General features: G+C 40.2%; 17 protein-coding genes and 1 other annotated feature (1 of these 18 only partly in view). Of the genes, 9 read left to right on the forward strand and 8 right to left on the reverse strand.

Annotation, left to right across the window (positions count from 1 at the left end; genetic code table 11):
* The first annotated feature begins 136 nt into the window (after positions 1–136).
* The 3 genes from murC (at position 137) to JNO66_RS15495 (ending at position 2,578) form a co-directional block, all read left to right on the forward strand.
* A complete protein-coding gene (gene murC / locus JNO66_RS15485; RefSeq protein ID WP_203089510.1) occupies positions 137–1,438 on the forward strand; it encodes a UDP-N-acetylmuramate--L-alanine ligase in 1,302 nt (433 codons plus the stop codon).
* A 233-nt stretch (positions 1,439–1,671) separates the two neighbouring features.
* A complete protein-coding gene (locus JNO66_RS15490) occupies positions 1,672–2,148 on the forward strand; it encodes a DUF948 domain-containing protein (RefSeq protein WP_203089511.1) in 477 nt (158 codons plus the stop codon).
* Positions 2,129–2,578 (forward strand): YtxH domain-containing protein, encoded by a 450-nt coding sequence (locus JNO66_RS15495; RefSeq protein WP_203089512.1) that lies wholly within the window; start codon positions 2,129–2,131, stop codon positions 2,576–2,578. The genes JNO66_RS15490 and JNO66_RS15495 overlap by 20 nt, the downstream gene beginning before the upstream one ends.
* Before the next feature lie 276 nt (positions 2,579–2,854).
* Here the strand turns inward: JNO66_RS15495 and JNO66_RS15500 are convergent, their stop codons facing one another.
* Positions 2,855–5,008, reverse strand: coding sequence for a cell division protein FtsA (locus JNO66_RS15500; RefSeq protein ID WP_203089513.1), 2,154 nt, complete (start codon positions 5,006–5,008; stop codon positions 2,855–2,857).
* 198 nt (positions 5,009–5,206) lie between these two features.
* Between JNO66_RS15500 and JNO66_RS15505 the strand changes: the two genes are divergently transcribed.
* The 3 genes from JNO66_RS15505 (at position 5,207) to JNO66_RS15515 (ending at position 8,285) form a co-directional block, all read left to right on the forward strand.
* Positions 5,207–6,283, forward strand: a complete 1,077-nt coding sequence (locus JNO66_RS15505) for a bifunctional 3-deoxy-7-phosphoheptulonate synthase/chorismate mutase (RefSeq protein WP_203089517.1) — start codon at positions 5,207–5,209, stop codon at positions 6,281–6,283.
* Between the two features lie 275 nt (positions 6,284–6,558).
* Positions 6,559–7,563, forward strand: coding sequence for a catabolite control protein A (ccpA, locus tag JNO66_RS15510; protein WP_203089518.1), 1,005 nt, complete (start codon positions 6,559–6,561; stop codon positions 7,561–7,563).
* A 20-nt stretch (positions 7,564–7,583) separates the two neighbouring features.
* Positions 7,584–8,285, forward strand: a complete 702-nt coding sequence (locus JNO66_RS15515) for a 5'-methylthioadenosine/adenosylhomocysteine nucleosidase (RefSeq protein WP_203090235.1) — start codon at positions 7,584–7,586, stop codon at positions 8,283–8,285.
* A 53-nt stretch (positions 8,286–8,338) separates the two neighbouring features.
* Here JNO66_RS15515 and JNO66_RS15520 read toward each other — a convergent pair whose 3' ends face one another.
* Genes JNO66_RS15520 through JNO66_RS15530 form a run of 3 tightly spaced genes read right to left on the reverse strand, consistent with a single transcriptional unit; the run spans position 8,339 to position 10,818 of the window.
* Positions 8,339–9,517, reverse strand: a complete 1,179-nt coding sequence (locus tag JNO66_RS15520; RefSeq protein ID WP_203089520.1) for an acetoin utilization protein AcuC — start codon at positions 9,515–9,517, stop codon at positions 8,339–8,341.
* Entirely contained in the window at positions 9,504–10,157 is a 654-nt protein-coding gene (locus JNO66_RS15525; RefSeq protein WP_203089529.1) for a CBS and ACT domain-containing protein, read from the reverse strand. Before JNO66_RS15525 ends, JNO66_RS15520 begins: the two co-directional genes overlap by 14 nt.
* 28 nt (positions 10,158–10,185) lie before the next feature.
* Positions 10,186–10,818: a GNAT family N-acetyltransferase gene (locus tag JNO66_RS15530; protein ID WP_203089531.1), complete on the reverse strand. Its 633-nt coding sequence runs from the start codon at positions 10,816–10,818 to the stop codon at positions 10,186–10,188.
* 183 nt (positions 10,819–11,001) lie between these two features.
* Between JNO66_RS15530 and acsA the strand changes: the two genes are divergently transcribed.
* The 3 genes from acsA (at position 11,002) to JNO66_RS15545 (ending at position 14,662) form a co-directional block, all read left to right on the forward strand.
* Positions 11,002–12,717 (forward strand): acetate--CoA ligase, encoded by a 1,716-nt coding sequence (acsA, locus tag JNO66_RS15535; RefSeq protein ID WP_203089533.1) that lies wholly within the window; start codon positions 11,002–11,004, stop codon positions 12,715–12,717.
* A gap of 209 nt (positions 12,718–12,926) precedes the next feature.
* Positions 12,927–13,412 (forward strand): ArsR/SmtB family transcription factor, encoded by a 486-nt coding sequence (locus JNO66_RS15540; RefSeq protein WP_246483321.1) that lies wholly within the window; start codon positions 12,927–12,929, stop codon positions 13,410–13,412.
* Positions 13,409–14,662, forward strand: coding sequence for an MFS transporter (locus JNO66_RS15545; RefSeq protein WP_203089535.1), 1,254 nt, complete (start codon positions 13,409–13,411; stop codon positions 14,660–14,662). Before JNO66_RS15540 ends, JNO66_RS15545 begins: the two co-directional genes overlap by 4 nt.
* Positions 14,663–14,704: 42 nt before the next feature.
* On the opposite strand, the gene JNO66_RS15550 is transcribed toward JNO66_RS15545, so the two are convergent.
* The 4 genes from JNO66_RS15550 to JNO66_RS15565 form a co-directional block, all read right to left on the reverse strand.
* The gene (locus tag JNO66_RS15550) at positions 14,705–15,514 is read right to left on the reverse strand and encodes a helix-turn-helix domain-containing protein (protein ID WP_210340909.1); all 810 of its coding nucleotides are present in this window, start codon (positions 15,512–15,514) and stop codon (positions 14,705–14,707) included.
* Positions 15,515–15,555: 41 nt separating this feature from the next.
* A complete protein-coding gene (locus JNO66_RS15555) occupies positions 15,556–16,638 on the reverse strand; it encodes a Gfo/Idh/MocA family protein (protein WP_203089539.1) in 1,083 nt (360 codons plus the stop codon).
* 13 nt (positions 16,639–16,651) lie between these two features.
* Entirely contained in the window at positions 16,652–17,818 is a 1,167-nt protein-coding gene (locus JNO66_RS15560; RefSeq protein ID WP_203089541.1) for a Gfo/Idh/MocA family protein, read from the reverse strand.
* 153 nt (positions 17,819–17,971) lie between these two features.
* Positions 17,972–20,782, reverse strand: a complete 2,811-nt coding sequence (locus JNO66_RS15565) for a transglycosylase domain-containing protein (protein WP_246483322.1) — start codon at positions 20,780–20,782, stop codon at positions 17,972–17,974.
* Positions 20,783–20,913: 131 nt separating this feature from the next.
* Positions 20,914–21,046: a binding site (T-box leader), on the forward strand; it runs 75 nt beyond the window's last position.

Here is a 21,046-nt window from a genome sequence, read left to right on the forward strand (position 1 = left end):
CGTATTACAAGCATGAAACATATACTAAGAGATAAAAGCTATTGAGATAAAATAGACGATTAATAAAAAATGAATGAACGCTTTCTCTTGTTTTCTGAGTCTATTGAGAATGAGATTTGGCGGGGAGGTTTACCATATGAGCGATTTTCACTTTGTCGGGATTAAAGGGTCAGGAATGAGTGCTCTTGCTCAAATCCTGCATGACATGAACTATAATGTGCAAGGTTCGGATGTAGATAAGACGTTTTTTACTCAAAAACCACTTGAGAGAAAAGGAATTCCACTTTTACCTTTTGATAAAGCAAATATTAAAGAAAATCAAAAGGTCATTGTGTCAGCTGCCTATAATGAAGACCATATTGAGCTTCAGGAAGCTGCAACTAAGGGTATTGAAGTAGAACAATATCCTACATTTCTTGGTCAATTTATTAATCAGTTTACAAGTGTGGCTGTGACAGGTTCTCACGGAAAAACATCTACTACTGGATTACTTTCTCACATGCTCGGTTCTGTTTATCCTGTTTCCTATTTAATTGGTGATGGTACAGGTAAGGGAGAAGAAGACTCAAAGTATTTTGTGTTTGAAGCGTGCGAATACAGACGACACTTTCTAAACTACAAGCCGGATTACTGTGTAATGACAAACATTGATTTTGACCATCCAGACTATTTTAAAGATGTTGAAGATGTGTTTGACGCATTCCAAGAAATGGCGAAACAAGTGAATAAAGCGATCATTGCTTGTGGTGATGATGAATACCTGCAACGAATTCATGCCAACGTACCTGTTGTGTATTATGGCTTTAAAGATCATAACGATTTTCAAGCTCATAACGTACAAAGTGGAGAAAATGGAACGACGTTTGATGTATTTGTGCGCAATAGCTTATATGGAACCTTTACAATACCTGGTTTCGGAAACCATAGCGTGTTGAATGCATTAGCAGTCATTGCTATTTGTCATTATGAAGGAGTATCCGCTGATGATCTTGCTACTCACCTTCAAACGTTTGATGGTGTAAAACGTCGCTTTAGTGAAAAAGAAATTGGCACTCAGGTATTAATCGACGATTACGCACATCATCCTACTGAAATAGCCGTTACAATTGAAGCAGCAAGAAAGAAGTATCCTGAACATGAAGTGGTTGCCATTTTCCAACCACATACGTTTACCCGGACAAAAACATTCCTTGATGAATTCGCGCAGGCACTCTCGAAAGCAGACTTTGTTTATTTATGCGATATCTTTGGTTCAGCAAGAGAAGATAAAGGGAATTTAACGATTGGCCACTTGCAAGAGCTTATTTCCCAATCTCATGTTTTAAAAGAACAAGATGTCTCTGTATTAGGTAAACATTCAAATAGTGTTCTTCTTTTTATGGGTGCAGGAGATATTCAAAAGTTTCAGAAGAATTATGAAAACCTAGTGAAACAGTAAGGACAAAACAATTAAATGATTTTTAAAAGGCAAATGATTCCTCTTTATGTGAATCATTTGCCTTTTATGTTATCTCCAAAGATCTTTTTTCATTTTATCATTATTTTTTTAATCAGATGAAAAGTAAGGTATGATAGAGGATATCTAAAAAAGCTGTCGAATATGTTTTAAGGTACATATGTTTAATCACATTTAGCTTTGGGTAAATCTAAGGTATGGAGGAGGGATACATCATGGATTGGGCAATACTCTTGTACATAAGTGCCCTGATAGCAGCTGTTGCGTTTGCTGTTTTAGTTATTTTTCTTGTTCGAACACTGCGATCAGCCAATCGTACATTGGAGCACACGGCTAATACCGTAGCAAATTTAGAGAAACAAATTAATGGGATCACAAGTGAAACCGAGCAATTACTTCACAAGACCAACCGATTAGCAGATGATATTCAAACAAAATCAGAAGCAGTGAACACGATGTTTACTTCGGTGAAAGATTTAGGTCAATCCGTTTCACAGTTTAATCAATCGATTCGACAAGTATCAAATACCGTTTCAAGTCAGACGGTTGAACAGTCAGAAAATATCGCTAAAGCTGTTAATTGGGGGACTACGGCCCTTGATTTGTATACAAAGTTTAAGCTGAGAAAGCAGCATCTCAACGAACCAATTAAAACACAAGGAGGAAACGAACATGGGAGACATGAATACTAAGGATTTTCTAATTGGAACACTAATTGGAGGAATTGTAGGGGCTACGACAGCTTTATTTCTTGCTCCGAAATCTGGTAAAGAGCTTCGTAACGACTTAGGGGAGCAAGCTCAGATGGCTAAAGCAAAAACATCAGAGTTTACCTCTACTGCATACGATAAAGGAAACGAATGGGCAACAATTGCGAAAGAAAAGTCATCTAATATCGCAAAAACAGTTTCAGATCAATCAAGTCAAGTAGCTGATAAGGTGAAAGAAGTAGCAAGCACAGTGAAAAATGATGCAAGTCAAACAAAAGACGAAGTAGCTTCTCTTACTGAGGATTTAACAAGTGAATTAAAGGATTCTGGTCAAAAGGTATCTGAAACGGTTAAATCTGAGGTTGATGATTTAGAGAAGAAAGTGGAACAAGAAAAGAATAAAATGAACTAATTTAAAAGAGCTTGAGACAGAACTAGAGATAAATGAAAAAATGGCGGATGATTCCAAGGTTGAATCATTCGCCATTTTATTTTTAATCAAACAAGCGTAAGGAGAACCCGAGACTCCTGCGGTAAAATACGTGGTGAAGACACTGTAGCGGTGCTACCCGCAAAAGGGGCTGAGGCCGTATCCGCGGAAAGCGAGGGATTCTCCTGTAGCGGGTACCTTGCTATGTTCTTGTTTTACTATTTGTATTAATGTTATGTCTCGGCCTCGTTTTTTTAGTTAGCTGGTTATTTTTTCAAACCTTAGCTCTATATTGTCTCCATGCTGTAAGCTCGTTGTAAATTCAACGGGCTCATTATTACGGAGCAATGTAAATGTATGGTTTGAAGTAGGTATGGTGATATCCGTTACTGCAAACAAATCTTGTACAATAAATGGACTGATGTCCACTTCCTTTGTCACAAAGTGATCCATTGAAGTCAGTAGCATATCTGCTGAAACGCTTCGATCTCCCTGATAGAGCTCCACCGTTTTTTTGGTGAGCTGTATCGTTTCATCATTAAATGTAACAGTAATGGATTGCTCCACATTCCCGAGTTGGTGAATTAAGTCAGCAACCGTTACATCAGAGTCATCCTTATCCGGAACAGAGTAATAAAGATGATCGCCATCAGACAATTTCTGATCGAGGGAAGCTGGACGATGATTTAAAAGTAGCGATGAATCTCGATGAGTCAACAATAAGCTTTGCTCGTTAACTGTCACATGAACATTCTTAAAGCTACCTTGATTAATGTTTATATGAGCTAGTACGTCTCGCACAGTTACTTTATTTTGAATGCTGACTTCATCTCGATCAAGTAAAATGGCTGAACGAGATGATCGCTGACCATTCTTTAACAGTGTGTATTCGAACTCTGTTCGTTCTCCATTCACATAACAAGTTAATTGCGACGATTCCTCTACAACTTCACCTATCGTTACATGGGGTGGAGAGCCATCTGCTCCTTTTTGAATAACAATGATATCGCCTTCTGTAATTGAATCAGATAAGCTTGCGTTTTCACCATTTCTTTTAAGTACGGGCGGTAGGCCATGCTTACCAGGAATGGAGTAGAGAGATCCGTCTACTTTAATGACCATTGCAAGACCTGGTTTTCCATGATGCTTTAACACGTCAATCCCCGCAGAAACTAGTGCATCCCCAACGGTTAACTTCTTTGCATCAAATAAGCGTAAATTCATCTGATTCACTTGAACCTGAACATATTGAATCGGGTTACGCTTTGCGGCGATTGCGATGCCTACTGGAGTCACTAATTCTGGTCCAACTGCTTTTTCATCCGTTGAAACAAATTGTTTAATTGCATCCACTCCACGAACGGCCACGCGATCTGCCGGTAATTGCAAAGCGTTAGCAATTAATTCAGGCAGAAAGGGCGTCTGACTTCCTCCCCCAACCAACATCACTGCTCGAGGAGATTTCCCATTTAACCTCAAGATCTCATCTGCGATTTTATGTGCTAGTTCTTGTATCGCTGGTTTGATGGATTCAAATAACTCTGTTGTTGTAAATTCAGTTGTTAAACCGAGGATATCAGTTAATTGTACCCGTTCAGTTTGTAGTGACATTCGTTTGATTGATTCTGCTTCAGGGAAATCTAGTAAATATTCGTCACTAAGAGCTTCAGTGATTTCATCACCGGCTGTAGGTACCATTCCATACGCTTGAACAGTACCATCTGCAGTTAAGGCAATATCTGAAGTACCCGCACCAATATCTACAAGTGCTACATTCAGCCTTCTCATGGAAGTTGGGATTAACACATCTATGGCAGCGATTGGCTCTAGGGTTAGCGCTTCTAGGCTTAAACCAACTTCATGAAGGGCTTGAAGTAAGGATTCAACGACAACCTTAGGAAGGAACGTGGCAATCACTTCAATCTCAGCTTGTTTGCCTGCCTGTTGAAGCAAGCTTCCGATAGGTGTCCCATCTAATCGATATTCTAATACAGAATAACCAACGCAATCGTAACGAGCTGCGGAGGCGTGGTCTGATTCAAGTGCCAATTGATACTGAGCTTGGGTGACAGCACTAAGCTCTAGCTGAGTTAATTCTTCCTTTGTATGTAGAGGATGTTCATCCAGTTGAACAGAATATGTTGCACGTTTAGTCAGAAGCGAGCGTCCAGCAGCTGCAACGCAGGCTTTTTTAAGTGGACCATGTCTTTCTTCTAGACGTTCCTTAACCGTTTGAATGACAGTTGCAACGGCAGGGATGTTATGAATCTGTCCATCTAACATGGAGCGCTCTTGGTGCTCCATTATTTCTATATCAATTAAAGTATGTTGATCGCCTTGTTTTTGGAGGAGCAGACCTACTACAGAGCGAGTACCTATATCTAAAGCAAATAAAGTCGGAGAAACGTCCATGTAATCACCTGTTACCTTTCTTTTATGCTGTTTCTATTTTACTAAAGTTAACAGAGAAAAGGTATACAGAATTCAATAAATTACTTTAGCGCTTAAAAGCGTCTAAGAAATAAAGAGAAATGTCGTGACATTCATGGATACATCATTTATAATGAATATAAGTTAAAGAGAACTTATTTTTTGTGAGGAGTGGAGAGTATGAGTAATGAACAACTAGAACAACTACGTTCTGAACTTGATGACGTGAATCTAAAGCTATTGTCTTTGATAAATGAGCGTGCTGGATTAGTCCAAAAAATCGGCTCAGTTAAACGCGAATCAGGGGTTAATCGTTTTGATCCAGTTCGTGAGCGCAAGATGCTTGATCATATTGCTGAACATAACGAAGGACCATTTGAAACAAGTACGCTTCAACATTTATTCAAGCAGATCTTTAAGGCAGGTCTTGAGCTGCAAGAAGAGGATAACAGTAAAGCACTACTTGTTTCAAGAAAGAAACAAAAAGAGAACACAATTGTTGATCTGAAAGGTGAAACAATTGGAGATGGACAGCAACGTCTTGTTATGGGCCCATGTGCGGTTGAAAGCTACGAGCAAGTAACAGCTGTTGCAAAAGCAATGAAGGAACGCGGCTTAAAGCTTCTTCGTGGTGGAGCGTTTAAACCAAGAACATCTCCATACGATTTCCAAGGACTTGGACTTGAAGGTCTTCAAATCCTAAAGCGTGTAGCTGAAGAACAAGATATGGTTGTTATCAGTGAGATTGTTAGCCCGTCTGATATTGAAATGGCGTTGGATTATGTAGACGTTATTCAAATTGGTGCACGTAACATGCAGAACTTTGAGCTTCTTAAAGCAGCAGGGTCTGTGAATAAGCCAGTTCTATTAAAACGTGGGTTATCTGCAACGATTGAAGAGTTCATTCATGCAGCTGAGTACATTGTTTCTAAAGGAAACAGTCAAATCATGCTATGCGAACGCGGAATTCGTACGTATGAAAAAGCAACTCGTAACACACTAGATATTTCAGCTGTGCCAATCTTGAAACAAGAAACACACTTACCTGTACTAGTTGATGTTACACATTCTACAGGTAGAAGAGATCTGCTTCTTCCAACAGCAAAAGCTGCTCTTGCAATTGGTGCTGACGCAGTCATGGCAGAAGTACACCCGGATCCAGCTGTTGCGCTTTCTGACTCTGCACAACAAATGGACATTCCAACCTTTAACACATTTATTGATGAATTGACAGCATCTGGCCTGTACAAGAATTAATAAATTTATTAAAGCAGCCCCTTCTATTGAAGTGGGTTGCTTTTCCTATGTTGGAGGATTAAAATGGATTGATGAGCTTTTTTGGTAAAAGGAAGCATATTAAATAGTGCCTACGGGAATAACTGTAGTATTATATGAAAACGTTCGATGACTAAGAATCACGAAGAATTATCGGATAGTGTCGAATAAATGCGAAAGACATTGCGGAAGCCTGGTTTGTAGCGTATGATAACAATACAAAATGAGGACATAAGCATGTTATGAGGAGGATCAATGTGAATACAACGATTTATGATGTAGCAAGAGAAGCTGGCGTATCTATGGCAACAGTATCACGAGTTGTGAATGGTAACCCCAATGTGAAACCTACAACTAGAAAAAAAGTACTAGAAGCCATTGAACAGCTTGGTTATCGACCAAACGCAGTAGCTCGTGGTCTAGCTAGTAAACGAACAACAACAGTTGGGGTTATTATCCCTGACATTTCTAGTATTTTCTTTTCTGAGTTAGCGCGAGGAATTGAAGATATTGCAACAATGTACAAATACAATATTATTCTTTGTAACTCTGACCAAAACAAAGAAAAAGAAATCCATCTTATTAACACGCTTCTAGAAAAGCAAGTGGATGGAATTGTTTACATGGGCGGAGAAATTACAGAAGAACACGCTGCACAGTTTAAGCGTTCACCGGTACCAATTGTACTCGCGGCAACGCTTGATCAAGAAAAAGATTTCCCTTCAGTGAACATTGACTACAAGCAAGCAGCTGAGGATGCGGTTACAACTTTAATTGAAAAAGGGCACACGCGAATTGGTATGCTTAGCGGTTCACTTGATGATCCGATCAATGGATTCCAAAAATTCGCTGGTTATCGTTCCGCAATTGAGAAAAAGAATTTAGAATTCGATGAGAATCTAATCGTATTAGGTGACTATACATATGATTCTGGAATCGAGGCTATGGATACCTTTACTACTATGCAGGACAAGCCTACAGCGATATTCGCATCGTCTGATGAAATGGCTCTTGGTGTCATTCATGGTGCTCAAGATAAAGGTTTTAACGTACCTGGTGATTTTGATGTGATTGGTTTTGATAACACTCGTTTATCTGTTATGGTCCGTCCAACATTAACAACGGTTGTACAACCGATGTATGATATCGGTGCTGTATCTATGCGTTTGTTAACTAAATTCATGAACAAAGAAGAGGTAACAGATCATACGGTTCAGCTTCCACACCGTATTGAATTTAGACAGTCAACAAAGAACGATTAAGGTTGGTGAAACTGTTGACTATGACAATTGGATTAATTGGAGCAATGGCTGAGGAAATTGCTCAGTTACGAGCAGACTTAGAAGCAGAGCAGATTCAAGTGCATGCAGGTATTACCTTTTATCTAGGCACATTAAACGGGTGCTCCGTCGTTTTATGTCAATCGGGTGTGGGTAAAGTGAATGCTGCTGTGACGACTCAGCTTTTGGCTGATCGTTTTCAAGTCACTCATCTTGTGTTTACTGGAATTGCAGGCGCATTGGATGAACAATTGAATGTCTGTGATATTGTTATCTCTGAAGATGCGATCCAGCACGATATGGATGCAACTGCATTAGGCTTTGAAAAAGGGCAGATTCCAATGCAATCGACGCCATCTTTATTCAAAGCCAATGAGCATTTAGTTCGCTTGGCTTATCTGGCATCCACACGTGTTCTTTCTTGCCAAGTCAAAAAAGGACGCGTTTTAAGTGGGGATCAGTTTATTGCAGATATAGAACGTTCCGAGAAGTTAAGGGAAGACTTTAATGGTAGCTGTGTGGAGATGGAAGGAGCTTCTGTCGCTCAAGTAGCATCCATGAATGAGATTCCTTTTGTGATTATCCGAGCGATCTCTGACAAGGCGAACGAAGAAGCAACCATGAGCTTTACGGATTTTACGAAGCTTGCAAGTGAACAATCCTACAAACTCGTTTCAGAAATGCTGCACTGCTGGAACAACTAGCGTTTCATATAAACAGCGAACCCTCCAATTGATGGAAGGTTCGCTGTTTTTTGTTAGGATTTACGGAGCTTTTTCTCATTTCGTATAGAAAACAAAGCTTTTTCAACCGTTTGTTGATTCCTTGCTGTGATAATCGGTTTTCGAGGGATTGTAGGAAACATAGACTGATCGTCATGCCATCTCGTAGGTAGGGTGACATCAGATTCGCTTTTCCATCGATCAATCCAATCAGTAGGGATAGGCTGATCTAATATATGCGTTTGTTCTGTCATTTCTAACCAGATGGAACCCCATGCACGTGGTACTACACGCCAATGATCATAACCGCCTCCACCTACTGCAACCCACCGACCCGCACAATACTCATGAGCTAATTCATGAGCAAGTTTAGGGATAAAATGAAAGCTTTTAAGGGAAGTATGTAAATGGGTGAGGGGATCAAGATAATGTGAATCTGCACCGTTTACTGTCAGAATTAAATCTGGTTTAAAAAATTCAACGGCTTCACGAAAAGCTGTTTCGTAGCTAGCGATAAATGAGTCATCTTCTGTAAAGGCTTCCAATGGAATATTCAGCTTAAAGCCATATCCAGATCCAGCCCCTCTCTCAGTAATGCTACCGGTACCTGGAAAAAGGTAACGACCCGTTTCATGGATACTTAAAGTGAACACATCAGGATCATCATAAAAGGACCATTGCACACCATCGCCGTGATGCGCATCCGTATCCACATAGAGTACACGAGCTTGATAGGTTTGCTTTACGTATTCAATGGCAATCGCAGAATCATTATAGATACAAAAGCCCGACGCCTTCCCACGGAATCCGTGATGTAAGCCACCACCTAAGTGTAAGGCATGAGTATATTCTCCATTCATCACTGCATCAACGGCTGCTAATGTACCACCTACTAAGTAGGAGGCTGCATCATGCATCCCTTCAAAAAGCGGAGTATCATCTGTTCCGAGTCCATAATTTCGCGCCTTATCTGCACTTAGCTGATTGGCCCCTGCAAGCTTAACCGCTTCAATATAAGCGGAATCATGGACCAATGCTAGTTCCTGTTCCGTTGCTTTTCTTGCCTTGATAACACTTGAATGATCTAAAGAGCTACAAGTTTCCAATAGGTCCTTTGTTAACGTAAGCCTTCGAGGGTTGAAGGGATGCTTATCGTGAAAGTGATAAGCATGCTCCTCATGGGAATAGACATAGCAAGCATCAGCTTTCTTCATACAAATCTCCATTGAGTTGTGGACCGCGTACAGTGAAACCGGCTTTTTCGATTGCTGATATCACTTGTCTGGCATCGATTGTCTGAGCACGGAATAAAAGCGTTTTTGTTTCTTCTTTTTCAGATGGATAAACCATGACACTGTGGATGTTAATATCTAGCTCTTTAAAAATATGAGCTAGATCTGCTAATTGACCCGGACTATTATTCACTTCCACATCAATCTGTGTACTTGGTTGATCCGCCCCCATAAATTCAACTAGCGTATGAAGCAGCTCCGTTTCTGTTACCATTCCAATAAGTCGATCATCTTCAGTAATAGGAAGGCAACCAATATGGTATAAATAGAATACAGAAGCTACCTCTTGGATTAAATCCTCTGGCTCAGCCGTAATGATATGTGTAGACATGAGGGAAGACACCGGTTTAAGTAAATCCTGGTCATCCGAATGTTGTGCAAAAATAGAAGGTCTAGCATCACGAATATCTCGATCTGACACAATTCCTTGGATATGCCCTTGATCATTAACAATTGGAATATGTCTGATTCGATTCTTTTCAAGTAAATGAAGCGCTTCCTTAATCGTGTTCGTTTCAAATAAAGTCACAACATCACGCTTCATAATATCTTTTACTTTCATGTGAACAAGACTCCTTTACCAAAGTTAATTAATACATAAATCGATTATGGAAGCGTAGTTGATCAAACTGTTGAACCGATTCTTGTCCTACATTTGAACCAATTCGGGCCATTAGACAATTGGCAGGATGTGAACTGATTTCAGGATCATCTGTAGCAAACCAGACGAGGTCGCCTGCACCCATCATTTTCTCCATCACTTTTCGATACTCCCATACATCTAACCCGCTACCCTTTAGGTCCCAGTGCCAGTAGTACTCCGTTGTAATAATAATATAGTTCTCCATCTCTGAATCAAGCATAGAGAGAGACACAAGATTTTTGCCTGCTGCAGCCCCACGATAAGCAGGAGCGATTTCAATGGCTCCAAGTTCTAATAGATTCTCCATATTACCTTCTGACCAGCGCTCCATTGGATCTGGATAAAGGAATGTGACATATCCAACAACCATATCATCGTCAACTACCACATTAATTCTGCCCTCAGCTAATTCAGCAATTTCAAGTAAGGCTTCTTTTTGCTTCTTAGCAGGTCGAAACGAGTTAAGGTCTTCGTGAAATCTATAAGATGCAAGAGTTTCCTTAGAAATCGGACCTTCAATTAACAACTTCTTATCTTTAAACGGAATCAGTCTAGAATGGTATGTCTTTATATGATTCATATTTGTTCACTCACCTTTTTAAGGCTGATACGTTCATTATACACAATTCTAACATGCAACGAGGGGATGCACGAATATTATGAACAGTTTTTTTATGATCATTGTAAACCCTTACTTTCTATTTGTGTATTTGAAAAACGTATATTATACTAATGTTAATTCATTACAGAAAGGAAGAGATATATGAAATTGCAAGCGCTTCCACCTGAAAACGGGCATTTTAATCTAGCAAACTATGATAAAGAATATGAGTCATTTGATTGGAGTCAGGTTGAACAAGAGTTCTCTTGGCATACGTCTGGGAAGGTGAATTTAGCTTACGAGGCAATTGATCGATTTGCTGAAGGAGATAAGGCTGATAAAGATGCGTTGCTTTATAGTGACCAAAAACGAGATGAATCGTATACATTTAAAGAAATGAAAGCTTATTCAAATAAAGCAGGAAATGTGTTAAAAGAAGCAGGGGTAAAGATAGGTGATCGGGTATTCATCTTTATGCCACGTTCTCCAGAATTGTACTTTGCTTTATTCGGAGCGATTAAGCTTGGTGCCATTGTGGGTCCATTGTTTGAAGCATTTATGGAAGGAGCAGTTAGAGATCGTCTGGAAGATAGCGGGGCAAAAGTCTTGGTAACGACTCCAACTCTAATGGAGCGAGTTCCTTTTGAAGACTTACCAGATTTGAAAAAGGTATTGATTGTCGCTGATGAATACGAGGCATCTGGTAATTTTGTTCATTTTAATTCAAAGCTAGAACAGGCATCTGACCAGCTTTCAATTGAATGGGTTGACCGCGAAGATGGATTAATTCTGCATTATACTTCAGGTTCAACAGGAAAACCAAAAGGTGTTCTACATGTACACAATGCGATGCTGCAGCACTATCAAACAGCTAAATGGGTATTAGACTTAAAAGATGACGACATCTATTGGTGCACAGCGGATCCAGGTTGGGTAACAGGTACATCGTATGGAATCTTTGCGCCATGGCTTGCTGGAGTGACAAACGTGATTCGAGGCGGACGGTTCAGCCCAACCGATTGGTATGAAACGCTTGAAAAGAATAAAGTAACGGTTTGGTACAGTGCACCGACCGCGTTTAGAATGTTGATGAGTGCAGGAGATGAAGTAGTTAAGAAGTATGACCTGTCTAGTCTGCGTCATGTATTAAGTGTAGGAGAACCGCTTAACCCTGAAGTCATTCGTTGGGGTTCAAAAGTATTTAACAAACGGATCCATGATACGTGGTGGATGACTGAAACAGGGGCTCAGCTTATCTGTAACTACCCATCTGTTGAAATTCGTCCAGGCTCAATGGGCAAACCAATCCCAGGAGTCCAAGCGGCAATCATTGATGATCGTGGAAACGAGCTTCCACCAAATCGTATGGGCAATCTTGCTATTCGTAAAGGCTGGCCGTCGATGATGAGAGAAATTTGGAACAACCCGCAAAAGTATAAGAGCTACTTTGAGCTTGAAGGCTGGTATATTTCTGGAGATTCCGCTTATCAGGATGAGGACGGGTACTTCTGGTTCCAGGGTCGAATTGATGACGTCATTATGACTTCAGGCGAGCGAGTGGGACCATTTGAAGTAGAGAGCAAACTGATTGAGCACCCAGCCATTGCTGAAGCAGGAGTGATTGGTAAGCCAGATCCTGTTCGTGGTGAGATTATTAAAGCCTTTGTTTCTTTACGAGAGGGATACGAGATTTCTGATGAGCTAAAAGAAGAGATTCGAGTATTTGTGAAAGAGGGCTTGTCCGCTCATGCAGCTCCCCGTGAGATTGAGTTCCGCAAAGGACTTCCTAAAACAAGAAGTGGTAAAATAATGCGTCGTGTGTTAAAAGCTTGGGAGCTTGATTTACCAACGGGAGACTTATCAACAATGGAAGACTAAATACAAACAGCTAGAAGCCGAATGACTCACTAATAGAGTCATTCGGCTTTTTACGTCTTGATTGTTTGAAGACGAAGCGCTTGAAAGATGTTATTTATTTAGTTTTAAAAAAAGCTTGCGATTTAAAAAGTTAAATCGTATAATGAATCTAAATTGATGATTTGAATTTTTAAATCGATTCATATAAACAAATCAAAGAGGTGAATATAATGGATGAACAAGAATTTATGAAAGTCACACTAAAGCAGCAAAAGGTCATTTCCGACCCTCTTCGCTCTCGAATTATTGCGCTACTTCATGAAAGGCCAATGACACCAAAGCAAACCTCTGTGGAACTCGGAAAAAATGCTGGAACGATTTATTATCATATTCAACAGCTTTATAAACACGGAATTTTAGAGATTGATCATACTGAGACGAATAAAGGTGTGGTTGAAAAGTATTACCGATCAAAAGCAACTGTTTTTAAAGGACCAAAGCAGGCAACGGATGATGACCTTGTAGAGGGGAGTCACGCTCATGTTTTACTATCAGATGAGCTAGTGACGGAACTAAATAAGGACATAAGAGAGCTTTACTTAAGGTACGGGAAAAAATCCTTTGAAGAAAGTAAGAATGAAGCAATGAAACAAAAGCCTTATATGATTGAGTTTAACATGAGGAAATTTGAGCACGAAGGAGGAGAAGAAGAATGAAATCTTTTGTGAGAGAACGCAACTTTCTGATCTTTTTAACGGGCTTATTAATTAATGGTGTAGGGGGAGGGGTCTATGCGGTTTCAGGAATGCTTTTAGTGCTTCATTTAACGGAGAATGTATTATTTTCAGGTCTTGCATATTTTTCAATCACACTTGCAAGCGCGCTTGCGTTTCTCGTTGCGCCCTTTGCCAATTATGTGACGTATAAGAAAGGATTAATCGTGAGTGGATTATTAAAGTCAGCCTTACTTTTCACCATTCCATTGCTTTACCTAACTGTTGGGTTAAATGTATTTTATGTTCTCGTTTTATTATTTGTCGTAGCCCTCATTTCACAATTCACCTATCCGATTGAATCGACGATTACTCCAATCATTGTCGGACAGGAGCATATCATTAAAGCAAATTCCTTCTTACATACAATCCGTGAGGGTATGGGAATTGCGTTTCTAGCTGGAGCTGGTATTCTTGTAGTCTTTGTTGGGCCGGTTCATGCGATTTTCATTACAGCTATTTGTCACCTATTAACTGCTATAACTTATCTGTTTTTTAATTTTCAACAACCTTCACTTCCTGAGAGTAAAGATTCATTTCCTCAATTACTTTCTTCGTATACAACAGATTTAAAAGCTGGAATTCAATATATACAACATTCACTTATCCCAAAAATGATCGTTTCCATTGTATTTGTTAACTTGGCGATGGGGATCATGATTCCTAATCTACCTGCGTTTGCTTTAATAAAAGGAAACGAAAATGAAGCTATTTATGGATTATACCTTGCTTCTTTGTCTTTTGGAATGATGATCGGAGCAATTCTTACTCCAAGGATAAAGGAACTAGAATTTGGATGTTTAGTTATTAGTAGTTTTAGTGTAACTGGGATGATGTGGATAGGCGCTGCCATTTTCCCTGTTATTCCGTCTATAGTTCTCTTTTGTACGGGAGCTATTTCCATTGGGGTGATTAACATTCTAATATTTTCAGCTATTCAACAACAGGTGGAGACCTCCTTTATTGGACGCGTGATTACGGTGCTATCAAGTGCAGCGGCCATTGGAGCTCCTTTCGGAGGTTTAATAGGAGGGGTGATTGGATCTGCTTTTACACCCATTGTGCCGGTTTTCATTTGTGGTGTGGCCATGATTATCTTTAGTCTAAGCTGGTTATCAAGCTCAATCTTAAGAAAGCTTCCTAAGATTGAAGAGGCTCGTCTGTTTCCAAACAATGAACTAAAAAAAGCGTGAGAAACAAAAAAGAGTTGGACAGTGATTAGTCTAACTCTTTTTTTATAGATCCGATACAGCCTTTCGATATTGCTCGGGAGTCATTCCTGTTAGTTGTTTAAAGACTCGTGAGAAGTGAGAGGGGTATTTAAAACCAGTCTGATACCCTAGATCCGTAATACTAATCGATTCATTGAGCATCATATGAACCTTCGCTTGGTTGATTCGTTTCTGATGAAGGTATTTGAAAATCGTCACTCCTGTAATTTCTTTAAATATTTTTGAGAGGTAGTATTTGCTCAAGTGTAATTCTTCTTCGAGCTTTTCTAAATGAAAGTCCGTGTGATAGTTTGTTTCAATTAGAGAGATAACCTTTTGAACGTGACGTTCTTTATCCGTTTGTTGCAGTGTCCGTTGTGTGAATGGCTCTTGGTAATATGGAAAAAGAAAACTTAATAAATCCATGAATAACAGTTGAAAGCGAAATGAGGCTACCTCTGTATCCTTATCCTTACACGCCATCATTGAGGTAAGATAGTGCTCCACCTTTTTCTTCTCTTCACCACGAAAAGACAAGTGAAGAGAAGAGAGGGATGTAAATGGATCAACTAGCTTTTCCATATTCATCGGAGCGAGAAGACTCTTAAAATAAGTCTGATCAAAGTGAATAGTGGTTCGTACGTACGCATGGTCTTTAAAAAGCTTCGGACGATGTAATGTTAAGCCATTCATTAAAATTAAATCACCCGCAGACAAATGGAAGATACGATCTCCTACTAAGTACGTACATTTTCCTTCATGAAAATAAAATAATTCAGCCTCCTGATGGGAATGAAACGCCACTTTATAGGAGTGATTCTGTAAATAATTCATGGAAAGGTGGGGGATGTGATACGAGTTCGTATTCATCCAGACTATTCCGAAGGGTGAATGATTTCAGCTTGTTCCTGAGCAAGCAAACACAATTCTGCTGCTTTAAAAGCATGGGCTTGAGTCATGGCGTTTTCTGTCCGGTGAATACAATCAAGGATCAATTCACCGAAAAACGGGAAGCCAACTTCTCCGGAAACGTGTAAATGCTGCTCACCATCATCATTTACTAGATAGACATGATCGCCTCTTGTATCCTTTGCAACATCAATATACTTGCGAATTTCAATCGTTCCTTTTGTCCCAGTTAAGAACAAACGCCCGTCTCCCCAAACGCCTAAACCATCTGGTGTATGCCAATCCACACGGAAGAAATGAGTTGCACCATTTTCTCCTACTAATGTTGCATCTCCATAATCCTCAAGCTCAGGGTACTGTTTTGACGTGTAGTTTCCTACCTTGCTGTGTAAAATGGTAGCGTCTGAGTTACCAGTATAGTAAAGAAATTGTTCAATTTGATGACTACCGATATCACATAAGATGCCGCCATATTTGTCTCGTTTAAAGAACCAGTCAGGGCGGCTAGGTGCATTTAATCGGTGAGGTCCAAAGCCTGTGACTTGAATGACGTCTCCAATTGCACCTTCCTCGACGAGCTGCCCAGCATACACTGCAGATTCTACGTGAAGACGCTCGCTATAATAAACCATATACTTTTGTTTTGTATCTTGGACAACCTTTTTGGTTTCTTCAAGCTGTCCAAGCGAAGTAAATGGGGTCTTGTCGGTAAAATAATCCTTTCCATGTTTCATGACCCGATTGCCAAGTGAGCTTCGTTCACTAGGAATCGCAGCAGCAGCCACTAATTGAATAGTCGGATCCTCTAAAATATCAGCCTCAGAAGTGACGCATTCAACCGATGGGAACTTTGATTTAAGCGCTTTCATTTTTTCGGGATCTGGATCGTATACCTTCGTTAAGGTTGCTCCTGCATCAACTAGCCCTTGACACATCCCGTAAATATGACCATGATCTAAGGCGATTGCAGCAAAATGAAACGTATCTTCCTCAACTACTCGTTTTGGTTTACCCTTGGGTGCGTAATTCATTCCATCGTTACGGTTCATAAGCTCCTCCTTTTTAATGAGACCCTTTGACATTTAGTGATTGCTTTATTGTTTTCTTTTCAAAGGTTGATTGAGTAATCTGTTCGTTTAGTTTCTTGGCATATAACTCTTCATCAATAGGAAGGTTTACCCATCCATCTGTCCATGTAGACAGCTGCATTGCATTTGATAAAGTGAGACCAATGATGCCCTCATTTCCAGGTGCGACCAGCGCTTCATCAAATTGAATGGCACGAACAAAGTTTTGAGTAATCCCCTCATGTGCTAAATTAAGTCCACCTACAGGGACCTCACATTTCCATGATTCCGGCATACCGAATCCACCTGAATATCTTTCATTAAACGTCGTTTCTGATTCTCTTAACCGCCAAAAAGTAAGTTGATCATGCTCAATGACTATTTTTCCACGGTCTCCAGTCAGCTCAAGACGATTTGTTCCAGGCGCTTCTCCTGTAGTGGTAACGAATACGGCTGTTGCGCCATTCGCATATTCGGCATAGGCGGTCACATCATCCTCCACTTCAATGTTTCGATACTTCCCAAAATGGCAGAAGGCACGAATTCTGGAGGGAATCATATCAGTTAACCAATACATGAGATCAAGCTGGTGAGGACATTGGTTAATTAAAACGCCACCACCTTCACCTTCCCATGTGGCACGCCAATCGCTAGAATCGTAGTAGCTTTGTGAGCGGTACCAATCAGTGATAATCCAATTCATTCGTCTAATCGAGCCAAGCTCGTTTGACTGGACCATTTCTCTTAGCTTCAGGTACAGAGGATTCATACGTTGATTATACATCATTGAAAAAACCAATGTGCTTTTTTCGGCTTCTTCGTTCATTTCACGTACTTGTTTTGTGTAAACTCCAGCTGGTTTTTCCACAAGCACATGCAACCCATGCTTAAATGCTGTAATAGCTAAGGAAGGATGACTGTAGTGTGGAGTTGCAATAATGACGGCATCCACTAAATCAGATTGAAAAAAAGCACTCTCGTCAGAAAAAATGGTGACTTGCTCCTCGGAGTACTTGTGTTCAATTTCTTTGATACGATCCACTCGCTCTTCGAGAATCGCCGTTAGCTTAGCGCCTTTAATCCGGCCTTCATACAAGTAATTTGCATGAGCACTCCCCATATTACCTATACCAATCACACCAATACGAGTTATCTCAGTCATCTAGTCACCCCTTTAATCGTCATACTGCTAGTGTAACGGAATATGCGAAAAGATACTTTGTTCTGATTAATGAAAGTGATGTGTCATTTATACGTGGTTGTTCTCTAGAATACAAAAAAGACGAGCATCACATGGATGTCTCGTCTCGTTGTGTTAATTATCGTCTGAGTCTTCATCAGAAGAATCTTCTTCATTACTCTCGTCTGAATCCTCTTCATCCGCGTCTTCATCTGAATCATCATCCGAATTATCTTCTTGATCTGCTTCATCCTCGTCCGACCAATCACTGGCCCGAGCAATGTCAGATGCACCAGACTCGTTACCTACTGAGTCAACAGCTGTTACATAATAGGCATATGTTCCATTTCCTACACTGTAGTTTGTGGACTCATTGCCTTTCACAGATTGAACCACGTTAAAGTCATTGCTACCATTATCAGCTCGATAAATACGGTAACCAACAATATCACTTGCATCATGTTTTGACCAATTTAATGAGTCACCATTAAGTGATACCCCAGATACCTTTCCTGGTGTATTTCCATTATCAGGAGCTTCTTCGTTACCAACCACGCCACTTATTGAGTCAGGTAGATATGATGAGACATCTCCAACACCAAATAAATCGCCTGAAACGGACAATCCTCGTTCTGTAAACTCATCAGGAGTATTGCTGCGAGCCTTGTAGTTTTTGCCGTTAATTGTTACATACCGCTCTGACTTTAAGTTATCAGTAGAATTCGGTAGATATTTTGAATTAAAAAGATCCGTTGTCACAAGGTCAGCCTCTTCACAAGCTTTGGAAGGGGAGGTACCTGTTAAGCTACAGATTTTCTTTGCTACAATTCCTTCTGGTTGCTTAAATGATTCAGAAGGGGCCATGAGCTCAGCGTCCGCTTTATGCGCCGCGTTAGCGATATTCGCCCAGATCTTTTGGTTTCTTGGTCCGTAGCGAAGACCATTCACGGTTTGTTCAATCTGATACTCGGAATCGTAACCAATCCAGACACCAAGCGTCACATTGGGGTTGGTCGCCATAAACCAAGAGTCACGTACGTTTTGAGTTGTACCCGTTTTACCAGCCCAGTCCGCTTTAAAGTTTAGGTTACCTGGAACACTGCTTGCTGTTCCGCCTGGTTTAAGCACATCGCGCATCATATCGATGGTTAGATAGGTGGTTTGAGGCGTGAATACGTCTGTTACTTTTTCTTCATGCTCATATACCACGTCTCCATCGGCTTTTTCAATTCGATCAATCATATACGATTCCACGCGTTTTCCGCCGTTACCAAACGTAGAATACGCATTTGTATTTTCTTCAACGCTTATATTAAGAGTTCCGAGCACTGTAGACTCATACGGGAGCTCTTCGTTTGCTAAAGGGATACCTAAGTTTTGAAGGGTTTCTCTAGCTGTGTCATGTGGCACCATATTCTGTGCACGAACGGCCGGTACATTTCGGGATTGTGCAAGAGATTTTCTTGCCGATTGTAACCCTTTGTGTCCAAAATCAAAATTATTAACTGGTTTTCCATTTGATTTATATTTCATCGGTGTATCAGGTACAACAAGTCCTGGCTGGATTGCACCTATTTCCATTGCTGGAGCATAGCCAAGCAGTGGTTTCATCGTTGAACCCGTTTGTCGGTTTGCTTGAGTTGCATGGTTAAATTGCTTATCAGAGCTACCTTCCTCGCGCCCCGCGACAAAACCGATAATTGCACCCGTTTTATTTTCTTGGAGAACAGCTCCGACTTCTTCGATTTCACCTTTTTTCTCAGGACCAAAGAGGCTGTCATCCTTTACTGCTTTTTGCATCTCATCATACACATCTTGGTTAATCGTAGTATGAATTCGATAGCCGTTATTAGAAAGCTCATTTGAAGCTGCCTGGTAGTAAGAATCAAGTGTCTCAGCTCGCTTTGCATCACTCATCTCGTCGAGGTTTACTTCATCTTCTTTCAATTTTGCCTCGACGACAATTGGCGTTGCTCTTCTCATGACTTCATATGTCAGGTAGTGATATTTCTCCGTGATAGGAGGTGTAGGATCTGTGAAATCCCCTGCAATATCATATTCTAATGCTTCTTGTAATTCTTCATCAGAAATGTAGCCTTCTGAATTCATTCGAGTAAGAACGGTATTCATCCGATTTAATGCAGGATCAAGCGATTCTTTTACTTCACCCGTTGAAGTAAATGGAGTGTATCCGAATGGACTTTGAGGAAGTCCGGCAATAAAGGCAGACTGTGCTAAGTTTAAATCCTTCGCATCGACACCAAAAATTCCAATTGCTGCAGATTGTACACCTGCAATTTGATTACCTGATGCATTTCGTCCAAATGGAACCACATTAAGGTAAGCCTCTAAAATATCTTCCTTACTCATAAAGTGCTCTAAACGCATAGCAAGTAGAATTTCCGTTGCTTTACGATCAAAGGAAACCTCACTTGATAAAATTTGCTGCTTTATTAACTGTTGAGTTAATGTACTCCCACCTGTTTGGGTTGAAGCATTTGCAAATTCTTGATATGTAGCACGTAGAATCGCCTTAGGCACAATCCCTTCATGCTCATAAAAGTACTCATCCTCTGTAGCGACAATCGCCTGCTTAACATAATCTGATATGTCATCTAAGGCTACTTCATGACGCTCTAAATCTGACGGTAACTCACCCATGTAGGTGTCACCTGCAAAAAAGACCTGACTGGTTTCTTCATAATTATGAATTTTAGTCGTCATCTCTTCTGCATTCTGCAGTGGCTCATCTTTTACTAATGAAGCAAAGTAACCTGCTGCAGTACCCCCAACAAAAAAGAGTGACATCAATCCGAAAATAATAAAAAGCAAGAATAGGTTCCAAAATACTTGATAAGTAATGCCTACTTTGCGGAATAATTGAATATCATCTAGTTTTTTATATAGTAGGTGTATTCTCTCTTTCAAACGAGAAAACATGGACATAACATACCTCCCTAAATAATCAGAAACAGTATAGCATAGGATTAGATTAGATGAAATGCTATCAGGAAAGGTTTCTCGTATTTATTGACTATGTCATCTGTTTGTGTTAAAACTGTAACAATTGAATGAAATCACAAGCGCGGAAGGGTCGGAGTATTTCAGTACACATCGATTAAAGAGAGCTGGCGGTAGGTGCAAGCCAGTACGAGATGCTGAAAGAATTACAACCTGGAGCTTTTTCTTTGTGTAGGAGCAAAGAACGGT

Origin of the sequence: Alkalicoccobacillus gibsonii, assembly GCF_016798245.1 — a bacterium.
Lineage (GTDB): Bacteria > Bacillota > Bacilli > Bacillales > Bacillaceae_D > Alkalicoccobacillus > Alkalicoccobacillus gibsonii.